Here is a 16,273-nt window from a genome sequence, read left to right on the forward strand (position 1 = left end):
TGTAGTTAACATCAGCAAGAGCATGGATAAGAAACTCACTTAGTTTTAACTGCAAGCGCAGTTCAGTACAGGTTTGCGGGCTGCGGTAGTCTCATCGAGTCGAGTAACCGGTGTGCCATAAGGTGCGTTCAGGACTAATTCAGGTGTCTCTTCCGCTTCTTTGGCAATCCGTATCATCGTATCAATGAATCCATCCAACGTTTCTTTACTTTCGGTTTCTGTCGGCTCGATCATGATGCATTCCTCCACGTTGAGCGGGAAGTACACCGTAGGTGGGTGATATCCAAAATCAAGCAATCGTTTGGCAACGTCAAGTGTGCGTACACCGTATTGCTTCAACCCCCGACCAGACATGACAAATTCATGTTTGCATACACCCGGATACGGAATCTCGTAGTAAGGTGCGAGACGGGCCATCATATAGTTAGCATTGAGTACCGCACATTCAGATACACGGCGCAATCCTTCCGGTCCATAGGTACGAATGTAGGCATAGGCACGTACCAATATACCGAAGTTACCGTAGTAGGCTTTCACCCGGCCAATGGATTGATCGCCTTCACGATCGAATGCATACATACCATCATCATTCTTGATCACCATTGGTTTAGGCAGGAATGGAATCAGGCGATTCTTCACACCAACTGGTCCGGCACCTGGTCCACCACCGCCATGAGGTGTACTCATCGTTTTGTGCAAGTTCAGATGCACCACGTCAAAGCCCATATCACCCGGACGTGTAATGCCCATAATGGCATTGGAGTTGGCTCCGTCGTAATACAACAAGCCACCAGCCTGGTGTACGATGGATGCAATCTCCTGAATGTCTTTCTCGAACAAACCAAGTGTATTCGGGTTGGTCAGCATCAATGCTGCCGTATCGGAACCAACGGCCGCACGGAGCGCGTCCAGATCGACCAGTCCGTCTGCACGGGACGGAATTGTCACAGTCTCAAATCCTGCAACGGTTGCACTTGCCGGGTTGGTACCATGAGAGGAATCAGGCACGATGACTTTGGTACGTTGTTCGCCACGACCTTCGTGGTAGGCACGAATCATCATAAGTCCAGTCCATTCTCCATGGGCACCAGCGGCTGGTTGCAAGGTCACAGCGTCCATACCTGTCAGACCTGCAAGGTCGTTTTGCAACGTATATAACAGTTCTAGTGCACCTTGAATGCTGGATTCGTGCTGGTACGGATGGATTTTGGCAAAACCGTTATAACGGGCAACATCCTCATTAATCTTTGGATTGTATTTCATCGTACAAGAGCCCAGTGGATAGAATCCGTTATCTACGCCGAAGTTGCGGCGGGACAGAGCGGTATAGTGTCGAATAACATCTACCTCAAACACTTCCGGCAGTGCCGCTGCTTCCGAACGGAGCATTTCCCGGGGAATCAACGTATCGGCAGACTGGCGAGGAACGTCACATTCTGGCAAGGAATAAGCGACACGTCCAGGGCTGCTGAGTTCAAAAATCAATGATTGTTCCGAAGCAGGAGATAAGGTCTGTGCGTTGAATTTTTCTAACACAGATTGAGCCGAAGTGGAGACAGCTGTACTCGCTTCCGATTGTCCTTGTACCGATGTTGTCGTTGTCGTCGTTTCCTGAGTCACAGCGATCCCTCCAATGCTCGTGCGAATTCGTCAATCTCTTCCTTAGTGCGCCGTTCTGTAACAGCAATCAGCATATGTCCGGCAAGCTCCGGATAATCACGTCCAAGTTCGTAGCCACCAATAAAGCCCGCATCCAGCAGTTTCAACTGAAGAGCATTCACGTCTGTTCCTTCAGGAAGTTTAATCACGAATTCATTAAATGTTGGTGCATTAAAAGTAAGGCTAACTCCAGGAATTGCAGTTAATGTATTCAGGGTGTAATGACTCTTTTGCAAATTCAGATCCGCGACATCGATCATACCCAGTTTACCCATGATGGACATATACACAGATGCGCTGAGTGCAAGCAAAGCTTGGTTGGAACAGATGTTGGATGTCGCCTTTTCGCGGCGGATATGCTGTTCACGTGCTTGCAGTGTGAGTACAAAACCACGCTTGCCGTTGCGATCCGTGGTCTGGCCTACGATTCGGCCAGGAATTCGGCGCATATGAGGCTGGGATACAGCGAAATATCCGCATGTTGGACCGCCGAGTGAAGCGGCGATGCCGAGGGGCTGCGCATCACCTACAACGATGTCGGCACCCAGCTTGCCTGGGGCTTCCAGCAGACCCAGCGATAGCGGGTTGGCACTTACAACGAGCAGGCCCTTGTGCGCATGCACGAGGTCGGCAGCCTGCTTCACATTTTCCACGGCACCAAAGAAGTTCGGACTCTGGATCATGACAGCAGCGGTATCGTCGGATATGGCTGCTTGCAGGGCATCCCAATCAGTGACGCCATCCTTATAACCAATCTCGACAATCTCCAGACGGAGTCCGTGCGCATATGCCTGCAATACCTGACGGGCTTCCGGATGAACGGTACGGGATACGATAAGCTGTTTGCGACGTGTTGCTGCTGCGGCGAGATTACCGGCTTCCGCAAAAGCTGTTGCGCCGTCATACATGCTGGCATTGGCTACAGCCATACCGGTTAATTCACAGATGTAGGATTGAAATTCGAAAATGGCCTGTAGTTCACCTTGGCTGATCTCAGGCTGATAAGGTGTGTAGGCAGTGTAAAACTCGGAACGGGAAATGACATGATTGATGACGGAAGGAACATGATGATCATATATGCCAGCGCCGAGGAAGCTGGCGTGTGTTTCGAAATTGGCGTTGGCGCCGGCTTGTTTGGACATGTGACGTGTCAGCGCATATTCATCAAGTTTGGAGGATACGGGCAGCTCGCCCTGATAACGGATCTCTTTTGGAATGTCCTGAAACAGATCCTCCAGCGTATCCACACCGATGGTTGCGAGCATGGCGCTCTGATCTTGTTCAGTCATGGGAATGTAACGGTGCTTGCTCATGCTTGATCAGCTCCTTGAGTAGGTGTCTTCGACGTACGTGTCCGTTTATGAAAAGGGGTCTTCACGACCTCGGCTTTTAGTTTCTTGCCGCGGATCTCAATCTCAAGCGGGGTTCCCAGCGCAGCGTATTTGCTGTCGATGAGGGCAAGCCCCAGATTACGCTTCAATGTAGGTGATTGCGTGCCTGTTGTCACTTCACCAATCTGTACGCCTTCGGCGTAAATCGGATAGTGGGGGCGGGGAATACCGCGCTCCAACACTTCGATGCCGACCAGTTTGCGGGCGGGCCCGTTAGTTTTTTGCTGTAACAAGGCTTCGTGTCCTATAAAAGGTCCGGCATTCAGCTTCACAAACATGCCAACACCAGCTTCAAGCGGAGAGATGGTTGCCGACAATTCCTGTCCATACAGAGGGAGCTTTGCTTCAAAGCGCAGTGTATCCCGAGCACCGAGGCCTGTCGGTACAAGTCCGTGACCTTCACCGGCTTGCATTAACCCATTCCAGACCACAGCGGCCTGATCTGCAGGAACATATAGCTCAAAGCCATCTTCACCGGTATAACCGGTACGGGACAACAGTAATTTTACTCCACATACTTCAGCATCCTGCACAAAACGAAACGGTTCAATCGAGCTTACATCCGTATCTGTAACTTTCCCGATAATGTCTACAGCCAGTGGACCTTGCAAGGCGAGTAGCGCCGTCTGCTCCGAATCGTTGGTCATACTTACGCCGGGGATCAAGTGCTCTTGCAGCCACGCCCAATCCTTGTCGATGTTGGAGGCGTTAACCACAAGCATATAATGCTGATCTTCCAGCTTATACACGAGCAGATCATCCACCACACCGCCATCTGGATAACACATCAGGGTGTACTGGGCTTGACCGGGAACCAGCGTGGTCACATCATTAGTCATCATTTGTTGCAAAAAAACTTCAGCCTGCTCACCCTGTACAGTGAATTCGCCCATATGGGATACATCAAACAGTCCAGCACGCTCGCGTACCGCTTCATGTTCTTTCTGGATTCCGCTAAATTGTACGGGAAGCTCCCAGCCTCCAAAATCAATGCACCGTACGCCTTCATATTGCTGATATAGTGGGAAGAGTGGTGTTCTAAGCAAATCAGACATCAAATCACCTCGTCATGGGCCGTCAGCCGGCCGGATATACAATCGTGGATCAATGAACCAGGGTATTTTTAAATTTTCAGCTAGATATTTTCATCACATAAGTATGGTAAGGCAGCTATGGCAGCGCCATTCTACATCCTGTTTTTCGTTTTTTGGGAAAAAGGAAAAGGACAGGCCAAAGAATCGGCATGCCAAGTAGCACGCTGTATTCTAAGGCTCTGTCCCTTGTACCTGAGAGTTACCCCGCTGCGTTGTGCAGCAGGTTTCCCCTTGGGTGATCATAACGCCCGCACAGGGCGAATAGATGCTCTCCAGAGTTGCGTCCCGTAAAAGTCCTTTTGCCTGAGAGATTCACCTCCGCTTATCGGTGGTTTACTCCTTCGGCGTTACCTCATGTACATCCCGAATCGGGTGTCACGGGTAATCTCTCCCTTTACATTCATCCGCGGGTATAACATAGTCCAATAAACATATTTACTCCTTTCATTAAAACGTGAATCCACTACCGATGTCAAGAACGATATCATAGATAATGATTTAAAACCGAATATTTAATTTAGTTTTTATTTTATTGTTCGTGTATTTAAAAAGACTACGCTTACTATTCTAATATTCACCAGTATATGAAGAAAGAGTGTAATCCGGTTACAGGATTTAGAGGTGTTCAGCAAATAAATTGTGAGGTATCTTGACATTTGATTCAAAAATATCATACGCTATGTTCTGGGAAAAAGGTTAAGGTCAAAGAACGCATGTACTCATTAATGAAAAGCGAGGCGGATATCGATGAGCGAATTGAAAAGTGATTTCCTGTACAGTGAAGAGCACGAATGGGTGCAAACCGTAGGGGAGGATACTGTACGTATTGGCATTACCGAGTTCGCGCAGCATCAGCTGGGTGACATTGTGTTTGTGGAATTGCCTGACCTTGAAACCAATGTAAAAGCAGAGGACAGCATTGGAACGATCGAATCGGTTAAAACGGTGTCGGACTTGTTCTCTCCCGTCACTGGTTCAATCATTGCGGTGAATGATTCGTTGCAGGACTCCCCTGAACTTGTGAACAGCTCTCCTTACGAGGAAGGCTGGATGATTGAGATCCGTGTTGAGGGAGATCTGACAGCAGCATTGTCTACATTGATGAATGCAGACGCGTATCGGAAACATACGGAAGAATAGTATCAACGAACTTGTACTTATTAACATATATTTTATAATTAAATGATATGAGCTTCATATTGTTTCGACCTGTGTGAGCCGGATGCTTGCACAGGTTTTTTGTGCTTTCCAAGAATGGTTTTGAATGTGGAATGAAGCAGATTGTGGATGTAAATCACCTGATTGGACCAAGCTATAGTTTAGAAAATGATTCTGGAAATGACAAAAGTCATAGGCAAGAAAATCCTTGTGTACCAATGGGTTCAGCCATTATGCATCAAGTAAAACGATTACATAACCTAATGTTGTCATCATTGTTCATGACGAAAGTACGCTTTCATTTCATTGAACAGGAGAGCATTCTCGCTTAGGATTACAGCAGGGGAGAAATGATACCCCTTTCATAAATCATAATCACTTGATCCAAGGAGGATAATACAATGAGTAATTTGGACCAATCGTCCAATTCCAAAGGTGGGCTACGGGTAGGTGTTCAGCGTTTTGGCCGATTCCTGAGTGGTATGGTCATGCCGAATATGGGAGCGTTCATCGCCTGGGGATTAATTACGGCTCTGTTCATTCCAACAGGCTGGTTCCCTAACGAGACGCTTGCGCAGCTAGTCGATCCGATGATCAAATATTTGCTGCCACTGTTAATTGGTTACACCGGGGGTACGATGGTGCATGGTCAGCGTGGTGGTGTCGTGGGTGCCATTATGACCATCGGGGTCATCGTGGGTAGTGATATTCCGATGTTCCTCGGTGCCATGATTGCCGGACCACTGGCAGCATGGATCATTAAAAAGTTTGATAAATCCATTGAAGGTAAAGTTAAAGCCGGATTTGAAATGCTTGTTAACAACTTCTCAGCCGGTATTATTGGCGGGATCTTGGGAATTTTTGCGCTACTGGGCATCGGGCCTGCTGTAGAAGCGATTAGCAAAGTATTATCTGCCGGTGTACAGGGCTTAATGAATCTTGGTTTGCTGCCGCTGGTCAACCTAATCATTGAACCAGGTAAAGTATTGTTCCTGAACAATGCAATCAACCACGGGATTCTTACACCAATTGCAACAGATCAAGCGAGAGAATTAGGGAAATCCGTATTATACATGCTTGAATCAAACCCGGGTCCGGGACTTGGTATCTTACTTGCTTACTGTTTCTTCGGACGCGGAATGGCCAAATCTTCTGCACCGGGTGCCGTAATCATTCATTTCTTCGGGGGAATTCATGAGATCTACTTCCCTTACATTCTGATGAGACCGATTCTGATTCTTGCTGCAATTGCGGGTGGCGTCGCAGGTACATTAACATTCATGCTCACCGGAGCAGGACTTGTTTCAGCACCATCACCGGGTAGTATTATCGCGTATTTCTTCTTAACACCAAAAGGTGGATACCTACCGATGTTCGCAGGGGTGCTTGTAGCAGCCGTCGTTTCTTTCCTGGTTGCAGCAGTGTTGCTGAAAACGGGTAAACAAAAGGACGAAGATCTGGAGTCCGCATCCAGTCGGATGAAAGACATGAAGAGTCAAGGAACCCTGCCAAACGCTGGTATTACGGCTAATCAACGTGAAGCAGACAGAGCCGCAGATATGGCTTCTTCTACCGTCAAAACAGACGTGAAGAAAATTGTCTTCTCCTGTGATGCAGGCATGGGGTCAAGTGCCATGGGTGCTTCCATTCTACGCAAGAAGATGAAGGCAGAGGGGATTGACGTTACGGTGACCAATACGGCTATCAGTGATATCCCGCCGGATGCAGACGTGGTGATCACACAACAAGTATTGACCGATCGTGCCCGCTCCGTTGCGCCGAACGCAGAACATATATCCATCGACAACTTCCTAAAAAGCCCGGAATACGATGCGCTCGTTGAACGTCTGAAGTAATTGCACGCATTTGTTTTCCCTGAGCCGGAGGCTGAGATATGAGTATTACCAAAAGACAACGTGAAATCGTGGAGTTCCTGCTGGAGCATCCACATGAAGTAACTGCCGGCGAAATCGCCGTTGAAGTAAAGGTCAGTACCCGAACGGTTCACCGGGAGCTGCAAATGATTGAACAATGGCTTGAACCTTTGGGCATGAAGCTGGAAAAAAAATCAGGAACCGGTATCCGAATCGATGCCAGTTCCGATGATCTGGCTGTATTGCGCCAGCAACTAGAGGGTAAAGAATATGTAGAGTTTACGCCAGAAGAGCGTAAGCTCTTCATGCTTTGCATCCTGCTGGATGAACCGGAGCCTGTAAAGTTACTCGCCTTGGCTTCGGATCTGAAAGTGACCGTATCAACCGTAACCACTGATCTGGACGATCTGGAGTCACGGATTCGTCAGGCGGGACTAAAGCTGGTTCGCAGACGTGGATATGGCGTCAAGATTAACGGAAGTGAGACGATTCATCGCACAGCCATAGCTGCACTTGCTCTCGAATTTTTGGATGAATCCGACCTGTTCGGAAGACAACCTGAACAAGGGGGCTCCATCGTAAACCAAAAATTGTTGGATATGATTGGACATGGTGATGTACTTACGGTCGAAAATGCGTTATGGCAACCAGATATCGAATGGCTGGAGAACATCCCGGAACGCCAATACATGAAGTTGCTGATTCAATTATCCGTAGCGGTTGTACGTATTCGTAAAGGCTTTGGCATTGGCCGTATACCTCCCCTGGAGAACAAGGGAGATGAAGTCGCAGAGCAGGATGAGATGAAGGTTCCACCTTATATGGCTTCCCGCTTGTGTGGTGTGTTATCGACCCAGCTGGGGCTGACATTCTCCCAAGATGAGCAAGCTTATTTTCACAGACTATTAGTTGAGACAGAGCAGCGGATTCATTCTTCGCGGCTGTTGCCAATAGACGATTTAATTTTACTGGACAGGGTACATTCACTGATTGATCAGATGCAGGCGAGAACGCATTACGCCTTTCATGAGGATCGTTTGCTTCGTGAAGGTCTGCTTGGTCATATGCAACCTGTCATGGAGCGGATTGAAGGGCAACAGATAATTCGTAATCCGCTACTGCAGCAGATTCGCAAGGATTATGATTCACTTTTTGAAGATGTCAAAAAATCTGTAGGGCAAGCTTGGCCAGGCACAGACGTTCCGGATGAGGAAATTGGTTTCCTGGTCATGCATTTTGGGGCTTCCATCGAGAGGTTACGTGCATTGAAACGGGAGATCAGGGCGATCATCGTATGTACAAGCGGAATTGGGTCATCACGTATGCTTTCCAGCCGACTGTCCAAGGAGATTCCCGAGATTCGGATCATGGATAGCGTGTCCTGGTATGAAGCTGCCCGGATCCCTACAGATCAATATGATCTGGTGTTATCCACTGTTGATCTGCCGATGGATGAGCATCAGTATTACAAAGTGAGTCCATTGCTCACAGCAGAAGAGAGCGAAAGTCTGCGTCATTTTATCCGAACAACAACATTACAACGACAGCATAATAAACCCCGTGAAGCAGAGGTTCAGACGACAAGTCGTTACTCCGACCCGGATGGACTGGAAGCTATTTTAGTTGAAATCGTCCGAATTATTGGCAAGTTTCAGGTGTATCCGCTGGATAACCAAGATATCGGTTTCTATAAAACCGTATATGCGATGTGCAACGTACTCCATGGATCTGGTGTGCTGAAGGAACCGGGGGAGATCGCAAAACGGTTGGAGGCACGTGAAGCAGTGGGGAGTCAGAAGATTCCCGGTACAAGACTTGCGCTGTTTCATACACGCAGTGAGGGAATCTACAGGCCGTCCATTAGCTTGTTTCAGCTCACTGAGCCACTCCTCTGTACGCCGGATGATCCCGCAGAAGTTACCCATGTCCTCTTGATGCTTGGTCCCCGAGAATTATCCAAGGAAAGCCTGGAGGTTCTCAGTGAGATCAGCGCCCTGTTATTACAGGAAGAAATGATTACATTGCTGGAAAAGGGAATCAGGGATGAACTCATTCATTACCTGTCCCAGGAACTGGTAGGATTTTATCGCAGTAAAACCGAAATTGGAGGTCAACCATTATGAGTATGTTAACAACAGATAAAGTCATCATGAATGCGACGGCTCAGGACAAATACGAAGCGATTCGCATGGCAGGGCAGATTTTGAAGGATGCGGGACATATTACCGCTGATTACATTGAGAAGATGATTGAACGTGAAGAGATTGTCTCGACCTATGTAGGGAACGGTCTGGCTATTCCGCATGGTACAAAGGAGTCCAAAGCTTTCATTTTATCCACAGGTATCTCTGTCATTCAGTATCCACAGGGTGTTGATTTTGGCGAAGAAAAAGCTTATATGGTCATTGGTATCGCGGCTCAAGGCGGGGAACATATGGAGATCTTGACTAGCATCGCGGTGATCTGTGCTGAGGATGAGAATATGGAGGCCCTGCGTCTGGCGAAAACAGCCGAAGAAGTTATTGCTATTCTGGAAAGTGAAATGGAGCTATGAAGGCCTTACACTTTGGCGCAGGTAACATTGGACGCGGGTTTATCGGATTGATTCTCTCCCGTGCAGGGTATGAGGTGATTTTCTCTGACGTGAATCAAACCTTGGTAACAGCTCTCCAGCAACGGGGGCAATATACGGTGGAACTGGCTAACGAGAGCAAGGATCAGGAGACCGTCACAGGTGTAAATGCAATCGATGGAACCCAGCTGGAGACGGTTGCCCAAACCGTGGTGGAAGCTGATCTAATTACAACCGCAGTGGGTGTGGGCGTGCTGAAACATATTGCACCAGGTATTGCAAAGGGACTGGAAAAAAGACTGAATTCCGGTCCGGCACAAAACCCGCTTCACATTATCGCTTGCGAGAACGCCATTGGAGCCAGTACACAATTGAAAGAGCATGTATATGCTCTGCTCAATGAAGAGGTACGTTCCCTTGCAGATCAGTATGTCTATTTTCCAGACTCGGCCGTAGACCGAATTGTGCCTATTCAGCATCATGAAGATCCGTTGCATGTACAGGTGGAGCCTTTTTACGAGTGGGTGGTGGACCGTTCCCAGATGGCTCCTGCATTCAAACCGGTTGAGGGCATTGTATATGTCGATGATCTGGAGCCGTATATCGAACGGAAGCTGTTCACTGTTAATACAGGACACTGCGTTGCAGCATATATCGGTAATGTGCACGGGTATGACACGATTCAGAAGGCTATTGCTGATGAAAAGGTGAAATCGATTGTATACGGTGCTTTGCAGGAAACTGGAAAAGTTCTAGTGAAGCGTTTTGCATTCAACCCGGAAGAACATGAGCAGTATATTGTCAAAATATTGGGACGGTTTGTCAACCCGTATCTTACCGATGAGGTTACTCGTGTTGGTCGTTCCCCGCTGCGTAAGTTGTCTCCGAATGATCGTCTGGTTCGCCCGGCCCTTCAGGCATATGCGGATGGAAGCGAAACGACCTATCTGGCTATGGGCATGGCAGCAGCCTGCAAGTTCGATGTCTCCGATGATCCGGAAGCAGTTGAACTACAGAACATGATCCGCCAGAAGGGGATTACAGCTGCGCTCCACCATTATACGTCCATGGATGAGCATCATCCGGTGCTTGAACAGGCTGTTGCCCAGTATAACCAAATGTAAGAGCAATGGCTGTAAGCTAATAGTATAGATGAGACATAATGAAGAAGAGCCATACAGTTGTTAACTGTGTGGCTCTTCTTTTGGTTGGCTTTTATTGGCATAGTCATCCAAACAGCGTTGACATATGCACGATTTTCGGCGCTGCTCTGCCGGAATGCGGTCAAATACACCTTCGGGGAAAGTAGCCCGGTTACACCAGCATTCCGAATGAGGATGTCCTTCGGCATAGGAACAGCGATTAGCTTCCCCGCATAACGGGCAGACAAGAACATCGATATGGATGTGCTCTTGATCGTCTTGTTCTACAGACATTCAGTTCTTCCCTCCCTGTGGAATAGCTACGAGCTGAAGTTGAACATACTGGTCCCAGTATAACAGAAATACGCCGGTGATTATGGATTTCACTCTGTATATATGACTTCCAGTTCACCACATCTGTTTCTCCCATCGGCTACTCTTCAGACGGTAATTCGATCTGTAGGCCTTCCACATGTTTGCGTCCCATCAACTTACGCTTCTTACGATTTTCCTTTGTTTCTAGCACAATGTCCAAATCATAATCGTCACCCGGATAAAGCTCATTGGCAGATATATGCAGGGTCAGGCGTTTCTTATGGATTTTGACTTTGCGTCCTCGCAGCATGACCCCGATATTTCCACGGCTATCCTCGACATCACAGACGATGCCCGACTGATTGAGATAGGCCGCATACACCCGATCCCCTTTGCGAAAATTTTTGGCAGGAGCAGGGGTATCTGACTCTCTGGGTGTTGTTTTTTTGTGGAGACCGATTGAATCCTTTGACTGTTTCGACTGGTTCTTCCTGGATAACTCTGCTGGGCTGACTGATTCTGCAATCGATTTTGCAGGCGTCAGGGCCGGTGTTTCCAAAGGAGGTGACGTGAACCCTAATGTACGATCTCTCGAAATATTTTGATCGGACAGGGACTTGGATCGCTCGATAATTCGCTGTGGCATGCCCAGCTTTAATGCGATGGAGTAAGCATAGCTCTCACCAGCTTCTCCGATACGCAATCGATACAGCGGCTGGAGAGAAACGGTGTCAAATTCCATCCGGGCATTTTCGAATCCTGGCGTGGCAGCAGCAAAGTGTTTGATCTCACCAAAATGTGTTGTCGCCACAACGGTTGCTCCGCGGCTGTGAAGTTCCTCCAGCATGGCGATAGAAAGTCCAACACCTTCACCGGGATCTGTGCCGGAGGCCATCTCATCAATGAGCACCAGAGTTGATGTATTCGCCTGTTCCAGTATGCCAATCATATTGCGAATATGTGCAGAGAATGTACTGAGCGCTTGTTCCAAACTCTGCCCGTCACCAATATCAACCGCTACCTCGTTATAAACAGCCATCTCGCCACCTTCCTCCACCGGAATAAGCAAACCCGATTGCATCATCAGGGTTAACAAGCCAAGTGTTTTGAGTGCGACCGTTTTCCCCCCGGTATTCGGGCCAGTAATAATGAGCGACGAGTATGTTCTTCCGATTGCAAAATCAAGGGGAACCATGGAAGAACCCATGAACGGATGACGTGCACGTTGAAGGTTAATGTGGCCCTGAGTATTGACTCGAACGGTACGCCCATCCATGGTGGCCGCATATTTGGCTTTGGCAAACAGGAAGTCCAATACACCTACCGTTTCGGTGTTGAGGGCGATTTCACGGTTATACGATTCGGCCAGAGAGGTTAAATCACCGAGAATTCTCATCTCCTCTCGGGACTCCTCGGCTTGTAGAGCAGCCAATTCCATCTGCAGACTTACTAATTCAACGGGTTCAATATACACGGTTTGCCCGCTCCCCGATTCATCCAGCACACTGCCTTTCACCTGTTTACGGAACTCTTTCTTAATGGGCAGCACCGTTCTTCCTCCCCGTTGGCTGATGACATATTCCTGCATAATGGAGCGATGTTTACTCACCAGAGAATCAAGTTTTCGTTTCATGCGTTCCGCATTCACCGTTATTTTTTTACGAATTCGAATCAATTCTTTGCTTGCCTGATCCTGAATGCGTCCACTATGGATGCAGCGCTCGATCTCACTCAGCAAAGGTTCGATCAGAATCATGGATGCTGCATAACGACTGACAGTGGGAGCGGCCCCGGATTTGCCCTCCATGTATTTCATAAGTTGTGCACAGCTTCGCAGGAACTGAGCGAGATGACTGAAGTCGCGTTCACTGAATAGATAACCGGTGCCAAGCAGATCCATAATGGTTTCCATTCCGTCGAGTGAAGGGAGGGGGATGCTGGCCCCGAAGCGAATCAACGCAGCAGCTTCTGCTGTTTCTTCCAGGCGAATCTCGATCAGGTGAGCATCTACCATCGGTTTTAGTTCTCTCGCATAACGTTTGCCCAGATAAGACAGGGCGCAGTCTGCAACATTTTTTTGAATTTGTGGATAGCCCAAACTGTTTAATGTGTTCTCATTCATGCGTAATCTCTCCTTGAATTTGAATTGGGATTTCAGTTGACGCGCTGAAACATATTCCTGGAAAACGCAAAAAGGGCGGAGAATGAACAAACGTCATTCTCCGCCCTAAACGTATGGGAAAGCAAAGTCCACTACAGGTCTATATTAAAAAATCCGCGCTGAACTCAGCGCGGAAATAGACCCGGACAATTACAATCCCGGAGGCGATTTATGATATCCGCTGTTCTTAACTAAGTACAGGGATCTGGCGCATCATGAAACACACGTATGCCATATGGGCACAAGCGCAATGAAAGGCCAAACTCCTGAATATGAAACTTGGTTAGTTAAGAACATTCACCGACATTAAAAATCTCTCCTTTGATTGAGGAATATGCAACCAATATAAACTGGAAATTGGTTTGAAGTCAACCTTTAGAATAAATGAGTGGACTTGAATAAGAATGGGTTTTAAAATAACAATAGTAAAATAATCCAATGAAAGCGATTTATTTTAATAAACATACGTATAAAGGAGGATGCTCTTCTTGCCGAAGTATTTACTGCGTTTGCTCTGTTTTACCCTGATCCTCGGAGCCCTTCCGGTCATTGTTATTGGTTCGGTCTCGTATACGATTGCATCACGTGACATTGAACAGAAAGTGCGTGAGAGCAATCTTCAGATATTGCATCAGACCCAAATGAGGGTGGAACAAGTTCTGCGCAGCCTGCAATTATCCTCCATCCAGTATGTTAATTCGCCCTTGGTACTACAAGCGATGAAGAAACCACTAGACAGCAGCGAGTTTCAGGAGATTCGTGATCTGACCTCCGGTTTTAACAACTTGCAAGCGGTTACGAACATTGACCAAGCCTATCTGGTTAATCTGGATGAAGATTGGGTCGTTTCGATGCGTTCTTTTGGCAAATTGGATGATTTCAGCATTCGAGACCGAATTGGCTCCTACCTAAGTTATACCAACAGCCTGTTCTGGGTCACTCAGAATGCCAGTTCAGCCAAAGAAAGTGTACCTGTGTCAGCAGGTATGGGTGAACTAACACCCGAACAGGCACCTGCTCTTATATCATCGGATAATGTGGTCAGTATGGTATTCAAAATCCCGATGATACCAACCAATGTGAAACCAAAGGGATTTCTTGTAATTGATATCGCCGATACGGAACTGAGTACATACTTGAGCCGAAATACGAATTCTGGAGATATGTACGTTCTGGATCGGGAGCAGAAGTATTTTCTGAACGATATGCAGCAAGGCGGGAAATATGACGCGCTGAATAAGGAAATTCAGGAAATGGTGCAAACGACGGGCCAGCCAGAGGGTTTCTTCAGTGCGGAGGTTGAAGGTAATCAAGTGGCGGTTAGCTATAGGCAATCTCCGCTCAATGGCTGGTTATACGTGTCCGTTGTATCTCTTGGACAGATCACGGCCCAGTCACAGAAAATTGCATTGGTTACCGGTATCGCTACACTGGTCATGTTGTGTGTAACGGGATTGTTCGCCATATACGGCAGTCGGCGGATGTACTCACCAATCTCCAGACTGCTGCAATTTACGAAGGGTTTGGATTCCCCAGTTGCCCCGTCAGGACGCCGTCAAGATGAATTTATCTATATTGAGGAGCAATTGTCAACCTTGTTCAGTTCGGAGAAAACGATGCGTGAGCAGATGAAGGGGCAGCATGTGCACCTCCAGGAGTTTTTTATGACCAAACTGCTGACAGGTAAAATCTCGGAAGAAGATTTCAGATATCAGGGAGAATTGTACGATTTCCCGACAGGCTGGGCGAGTCTTGGTGTACTCATGCTCCAGATCGATACCTTGGAAGGGACCCGATATGAGGAACAGGATCGCGATCTGCTGCTGTTTGCTGTCAACAATATGGTAGGTGAGCTCCTTCCTTCGGCAGTTCGGTTCACCCCGGTCATGCTGGATGATGCTCAGGTCACCGTACTTGCCTCCGAACTGACGGATGAGGTGCAGCTGAAGGAATGGATGCATACCCAGGCAGACTGGATTCGTGAACGTGTCGTAACTTATCTTAATCTGCCCGTAAGTATCGGCATCAGTCGTTACTACTCTTGTATTGGCGATACGCCAAGAGCGGTTCAGGAGAGCCGAGAGGCTCTGCAAGGCCGGGTCAGTCTGGGCAGCCGTATTATTTTGCATTACGAGGATATACAGCCACGTGGTCAGATGGAAGCCGCGTTGTATACCCAGTTACGTATGATCGAGGATCAGCTTGCGTCTGCGCTCAAGCAAGGAGATGAGGAGAAGACGGACGCCTACTTTAAGCAATATTTGGGACTGCTTGCAGACAAAAAGCTTCATTTCAGTGAATACCCCGTCATTATGGTTCAGTTATTGTCTCGTGTATATCAGCTTGTGCAGGAGCAGGGCGGGGATGTAGCTGAAGTACTGGGTGAAAAAGCATCGATGTCACATTTGCTGAAGTTGTCCACATTGGACGAAATGACCAATTGGTTCCGCAAGCGGCTGTTCTTGCCCGTCATCCGTTTCTGGCGAGAGCAGGAAGAGTCCCAATACATGAATATTGCGAGACGTATGATTCGTTTGATTGAGGAACGTTATGATCGTGAATTATCGCTGGAAGCCTGTGCCGCTGAGCTTAATTTTCACCCTGTTTACCTAAGTCGGGTATTCAAGAAGGAAGCAGGAGTCAATTTTACGGAATATCTCGCAGAGTATCGTATGGAAAAAGCAAAGACCTGGCTGCAAACAACAAATCTTAAAATATCGGAGATTGCCGAGAAATTAAACTATACCAACCCAACCGCATTTATCCGTACGTTTCGCAAAATTACAGGAACAACCCCCGGCAAGTACCGGGAACAGCAGCGATAAAACAAACCTGCTCTGCCCGCCATGGCAGGCAGGCTTTTTTATGTTTGGATGAAGGAAGAAGACCGCTTTTCTCCATGAAGTT

At 47.7% G+C, this 16,273-nt stretch carries 11 protein-coding genes and 1 riboswitch; of the genes, 6 read left to right on the plus strand and 5 right to left on the minus strand.

From position 1 onward, the window contains the following. Nucleotides 1-45: 45 nt before the first annotated feature. The 3 genes from gcvPB to gcvT all read right to left on the minus strand — a co-directional run bounded on the left by gcvPB (nucleotide 46) and on the right by gcvT (nucleotide 4,105). Nucleotides 46-1,536 carry an aminomethyl-transferring glycine dehydrogenase subunit GcvPB gene (gene gcvPB, locus MHB71_RS01100; protein ID WP_100529258.1) on the minus strand — a complete coding sequence of 497 codons (1,491 nt, stop codon included), beginning with the start codon at nucleotides 1,534-1,536 and terminating at the stop codon, nucleotides 46-48. A gap of 80 nt (nucleotides 1,537-1,616) precedes the next feature. Further along, complete coding sequence (gene gcvPA, locus MHB71_RS01105; RefSeq protein WP_340028571.1) at nucleotides 1,617-2,972, minus strand: aminomethyl-transferring glycine dehydrogenase subunit GcvPA; 1,356 nt, start codon at nucleotides 2,970-2,972, stop codon at nucleotides 1,617-1,619. Continuing rightward, entirely contained in the window at nucleotides 2,969-4,105 is a 1,137-nt protein-coding gene (gene gcvT / locus MHB71_RS01110; protein ID WP_253502784.1) for a glycine cleavage system aminomethyltransferase GcvT, read from the minus strand. The genes gcvPA and gcvT overlap by 4 nt, the downstream gene beginning before the upstream one ends. A 320-nt stretch (nucleotides 4,106-4,425) precedes the next feature. Next, a riboswitch (glycine riboswitch) is annotated at nucleotides 4,426-4,548 on the minus strand. A gap of 343 nt (nucleotides 4,549-4,891) precedes the next feature. Between gcvT and gcvH the strand changes: the two genes are divergently transcribed. From gcvH to MHB71_RS01135, 5 genes are all read left to right on the plus strand, one after another. Further along, entirely contained in the window at nucleotides 4,892-5,284 is a 393-nt protein-coding gene (gcvH, locus tag MHB71_RS01115) for a glycine cleavage system protein GcvH (RefSeq protein WP_047844042.1), read from the plus strand. A 419-nt stretch (nucleotides 5,285-5,703) separates the two neighbouring features. Next, nucleotides 5,704-7,158, plus strand: a complete 1,455-nt coding sequence (locus MHB71_RS01120) for a PTS mannitol transporter subunit IICB (protein ID WP_076319876.1) — start codon at nucleotides 5,704-5,706, stop codon at nucleotides 7,156-7,158. Between the two features lie 38 nt (nucleotides 7,159-7,196). After that, the gene (locus MHB71_RS01125; RefSeq protein ID WP_340028572.1) at nucleotides 7,197-9,299 is read left to right on the plus strand and encodes a BglG family transcription antiterminator; all 2,103 of its coding nucleotides are present in this window, start codon (nucleotides 7,197-7,199) and stop codon (nucleotides 9,297-9,299) included. Then, on the plus strand, nucleotides 9,296-9,730 hold the full coding sequence (locus MHB71_RS01130) for a PTS sugar transporter subunit IIA (RefSeq protein WP_017686856.1): 435 nt from the start codon (nucleotides 9,296-9,298) through the stop codon (nucleotides 9,728-9,730). Before MHB71_RS01125 ends, MHB71_RS01130 begins: the two co-directional genes overlap by 4 nt. Next, complete coding sequence (locus MHB71_RS01135) at nucleotides 9,727-10,872, plus strand: mannitol-1-phosphate 5-dehydrogenase (protein WP_340028573.1); 1,146 nt, start codon at nucleotides 9,727-9,729, stop codon at nucleotides 10,870-10,872. Before MHB71_RS01130 ends, MHB71_RS01135 begins: the two co-directional genes overlap by 4 nt. A gap of 60 nt (nucleotides 10,873-10,932) precedes the next feature. Here MHB71_RS01135 and MHB71_RS01140 read toward each other — a convergent pair whose 3' ends face one another. Beyond that, on the minus strand, nucleotides 10,933-11,184 hold the full coding sequence (locus tag MHB71_RS01140; protein WP_340028574.1) for a cysteine-rich CWC family protein: 252 nt from the start codon (nucleotides 11,182-11,184) through the stop codon (nucleotides 10,933-10,935). Nucleotides 11,185-11,323: 139 nt separating this feature from the next. Next, nucleotides 11,324-13,327, minus strand: a complete 2,004-nt coding sequence (locus MHB71_RS01145; protein ID WP_340028575.1) for a DNA mismatch repair protein MutS — start codon at nucleotides 13,325-13,327, stop codon at nucleotides 11,324-11,326. A gap of 527 nt (nucleotides 13,328-13,854) precedes the next feature. On the opposite strand from MHB71_RS01145, the gene MHB71_RS01150 reads away from it, so the two are divergent. Next, nucleotides 13,855-16,191, plus strand: coding sequence for a helix-turn-helix domain-containing protein (locus MHB71_RS01150; protein ID WP_340028576.1), 2,337 nt, complete (start codon nucleotides 13,855-13,857; stop codon nucleotides 16,189-16,191). Nucleotides 16,192-16,273 lie beyond the last annotated feature (82 nt).

The sequence above is a fragment of the Paenibacillus sp. FSL H7-0940 genome (assembly GCF_037979415.1).
GTDB lineage: Bacteria > Bacillota > Bacilli > Paenibacillales > Paenibacillaceae > Paenibacillus > Paenibacillus amylolyticus.

What these genes read in the sequence shown, in the direction of transcription:
- gcvH (WP_047844042.1), top strand. Translation starts at nt 4,892, where the DNA reads ATGAGCGAATTGAAAAGTGATTTCCTGTACAGTGAAGAGCACGAATGG.
- MHB71_RS01130 (WP_017686856.1), top strand. Translation starts at nt 9,296, where the DNA reads ATGAGTATGTTAACAACAGATAAAGTCATCATGAATGCGACGGCTCAG.
- MHB71_RS01120 (WP_076319876.1), top strand. Translation starts at nt 5,704, where the DNA reads ATGAGTAATTTGGACCAATCGTCCAATTCCAAAGGTGGGCTACGGGTA.
- gcvPA (WP_340028571.1), bottom strand. Translation starts at nt 2,972, where the DNA reads ATGAGCAAGCACCGTTACATTCCCATGACTGAACAAGATCAGAGCGCC.
- MHB71_RS01145 (WP_340028575.1), bottom strand. Translation starts at nt 13,327, where the DNA reads ATGAATGAGAACACATTAAACAGTTTGGGCTATCCACAAATTCAAAAA.
- MHB71_RS01135 (WP_340028573.1), top strand. Translation starts at nt 9,727, where the DNA reads ATGAAGGCCTTACACTTTGGCGCAGGTAACATTGGACGCGGGTTTATC.
- MHB71_RS01140 (WP_340028574.1), bottom strand. Translation starts at nt 11,184, where the DNA reads ATGTCTGTAGAACAAGACGATCAAGAGCACATCCATATCGATGTTCTT.
- MHB71_RS01125 (WP_340028572.1), top strand. Translation starts at nt 7,197, where the DNA reads ATGAGTATTACCAAAAGACAACGTGAAATCGTGGAGTTCCTGCTGGAG.
- gcvT (WP_253502784.1), bottom strand. Translation starts at nt 4,105, where the DNA reads ATGTCTGATTTGCTTAGAACACCACTCTTCCCACTATATCAGCAATAT.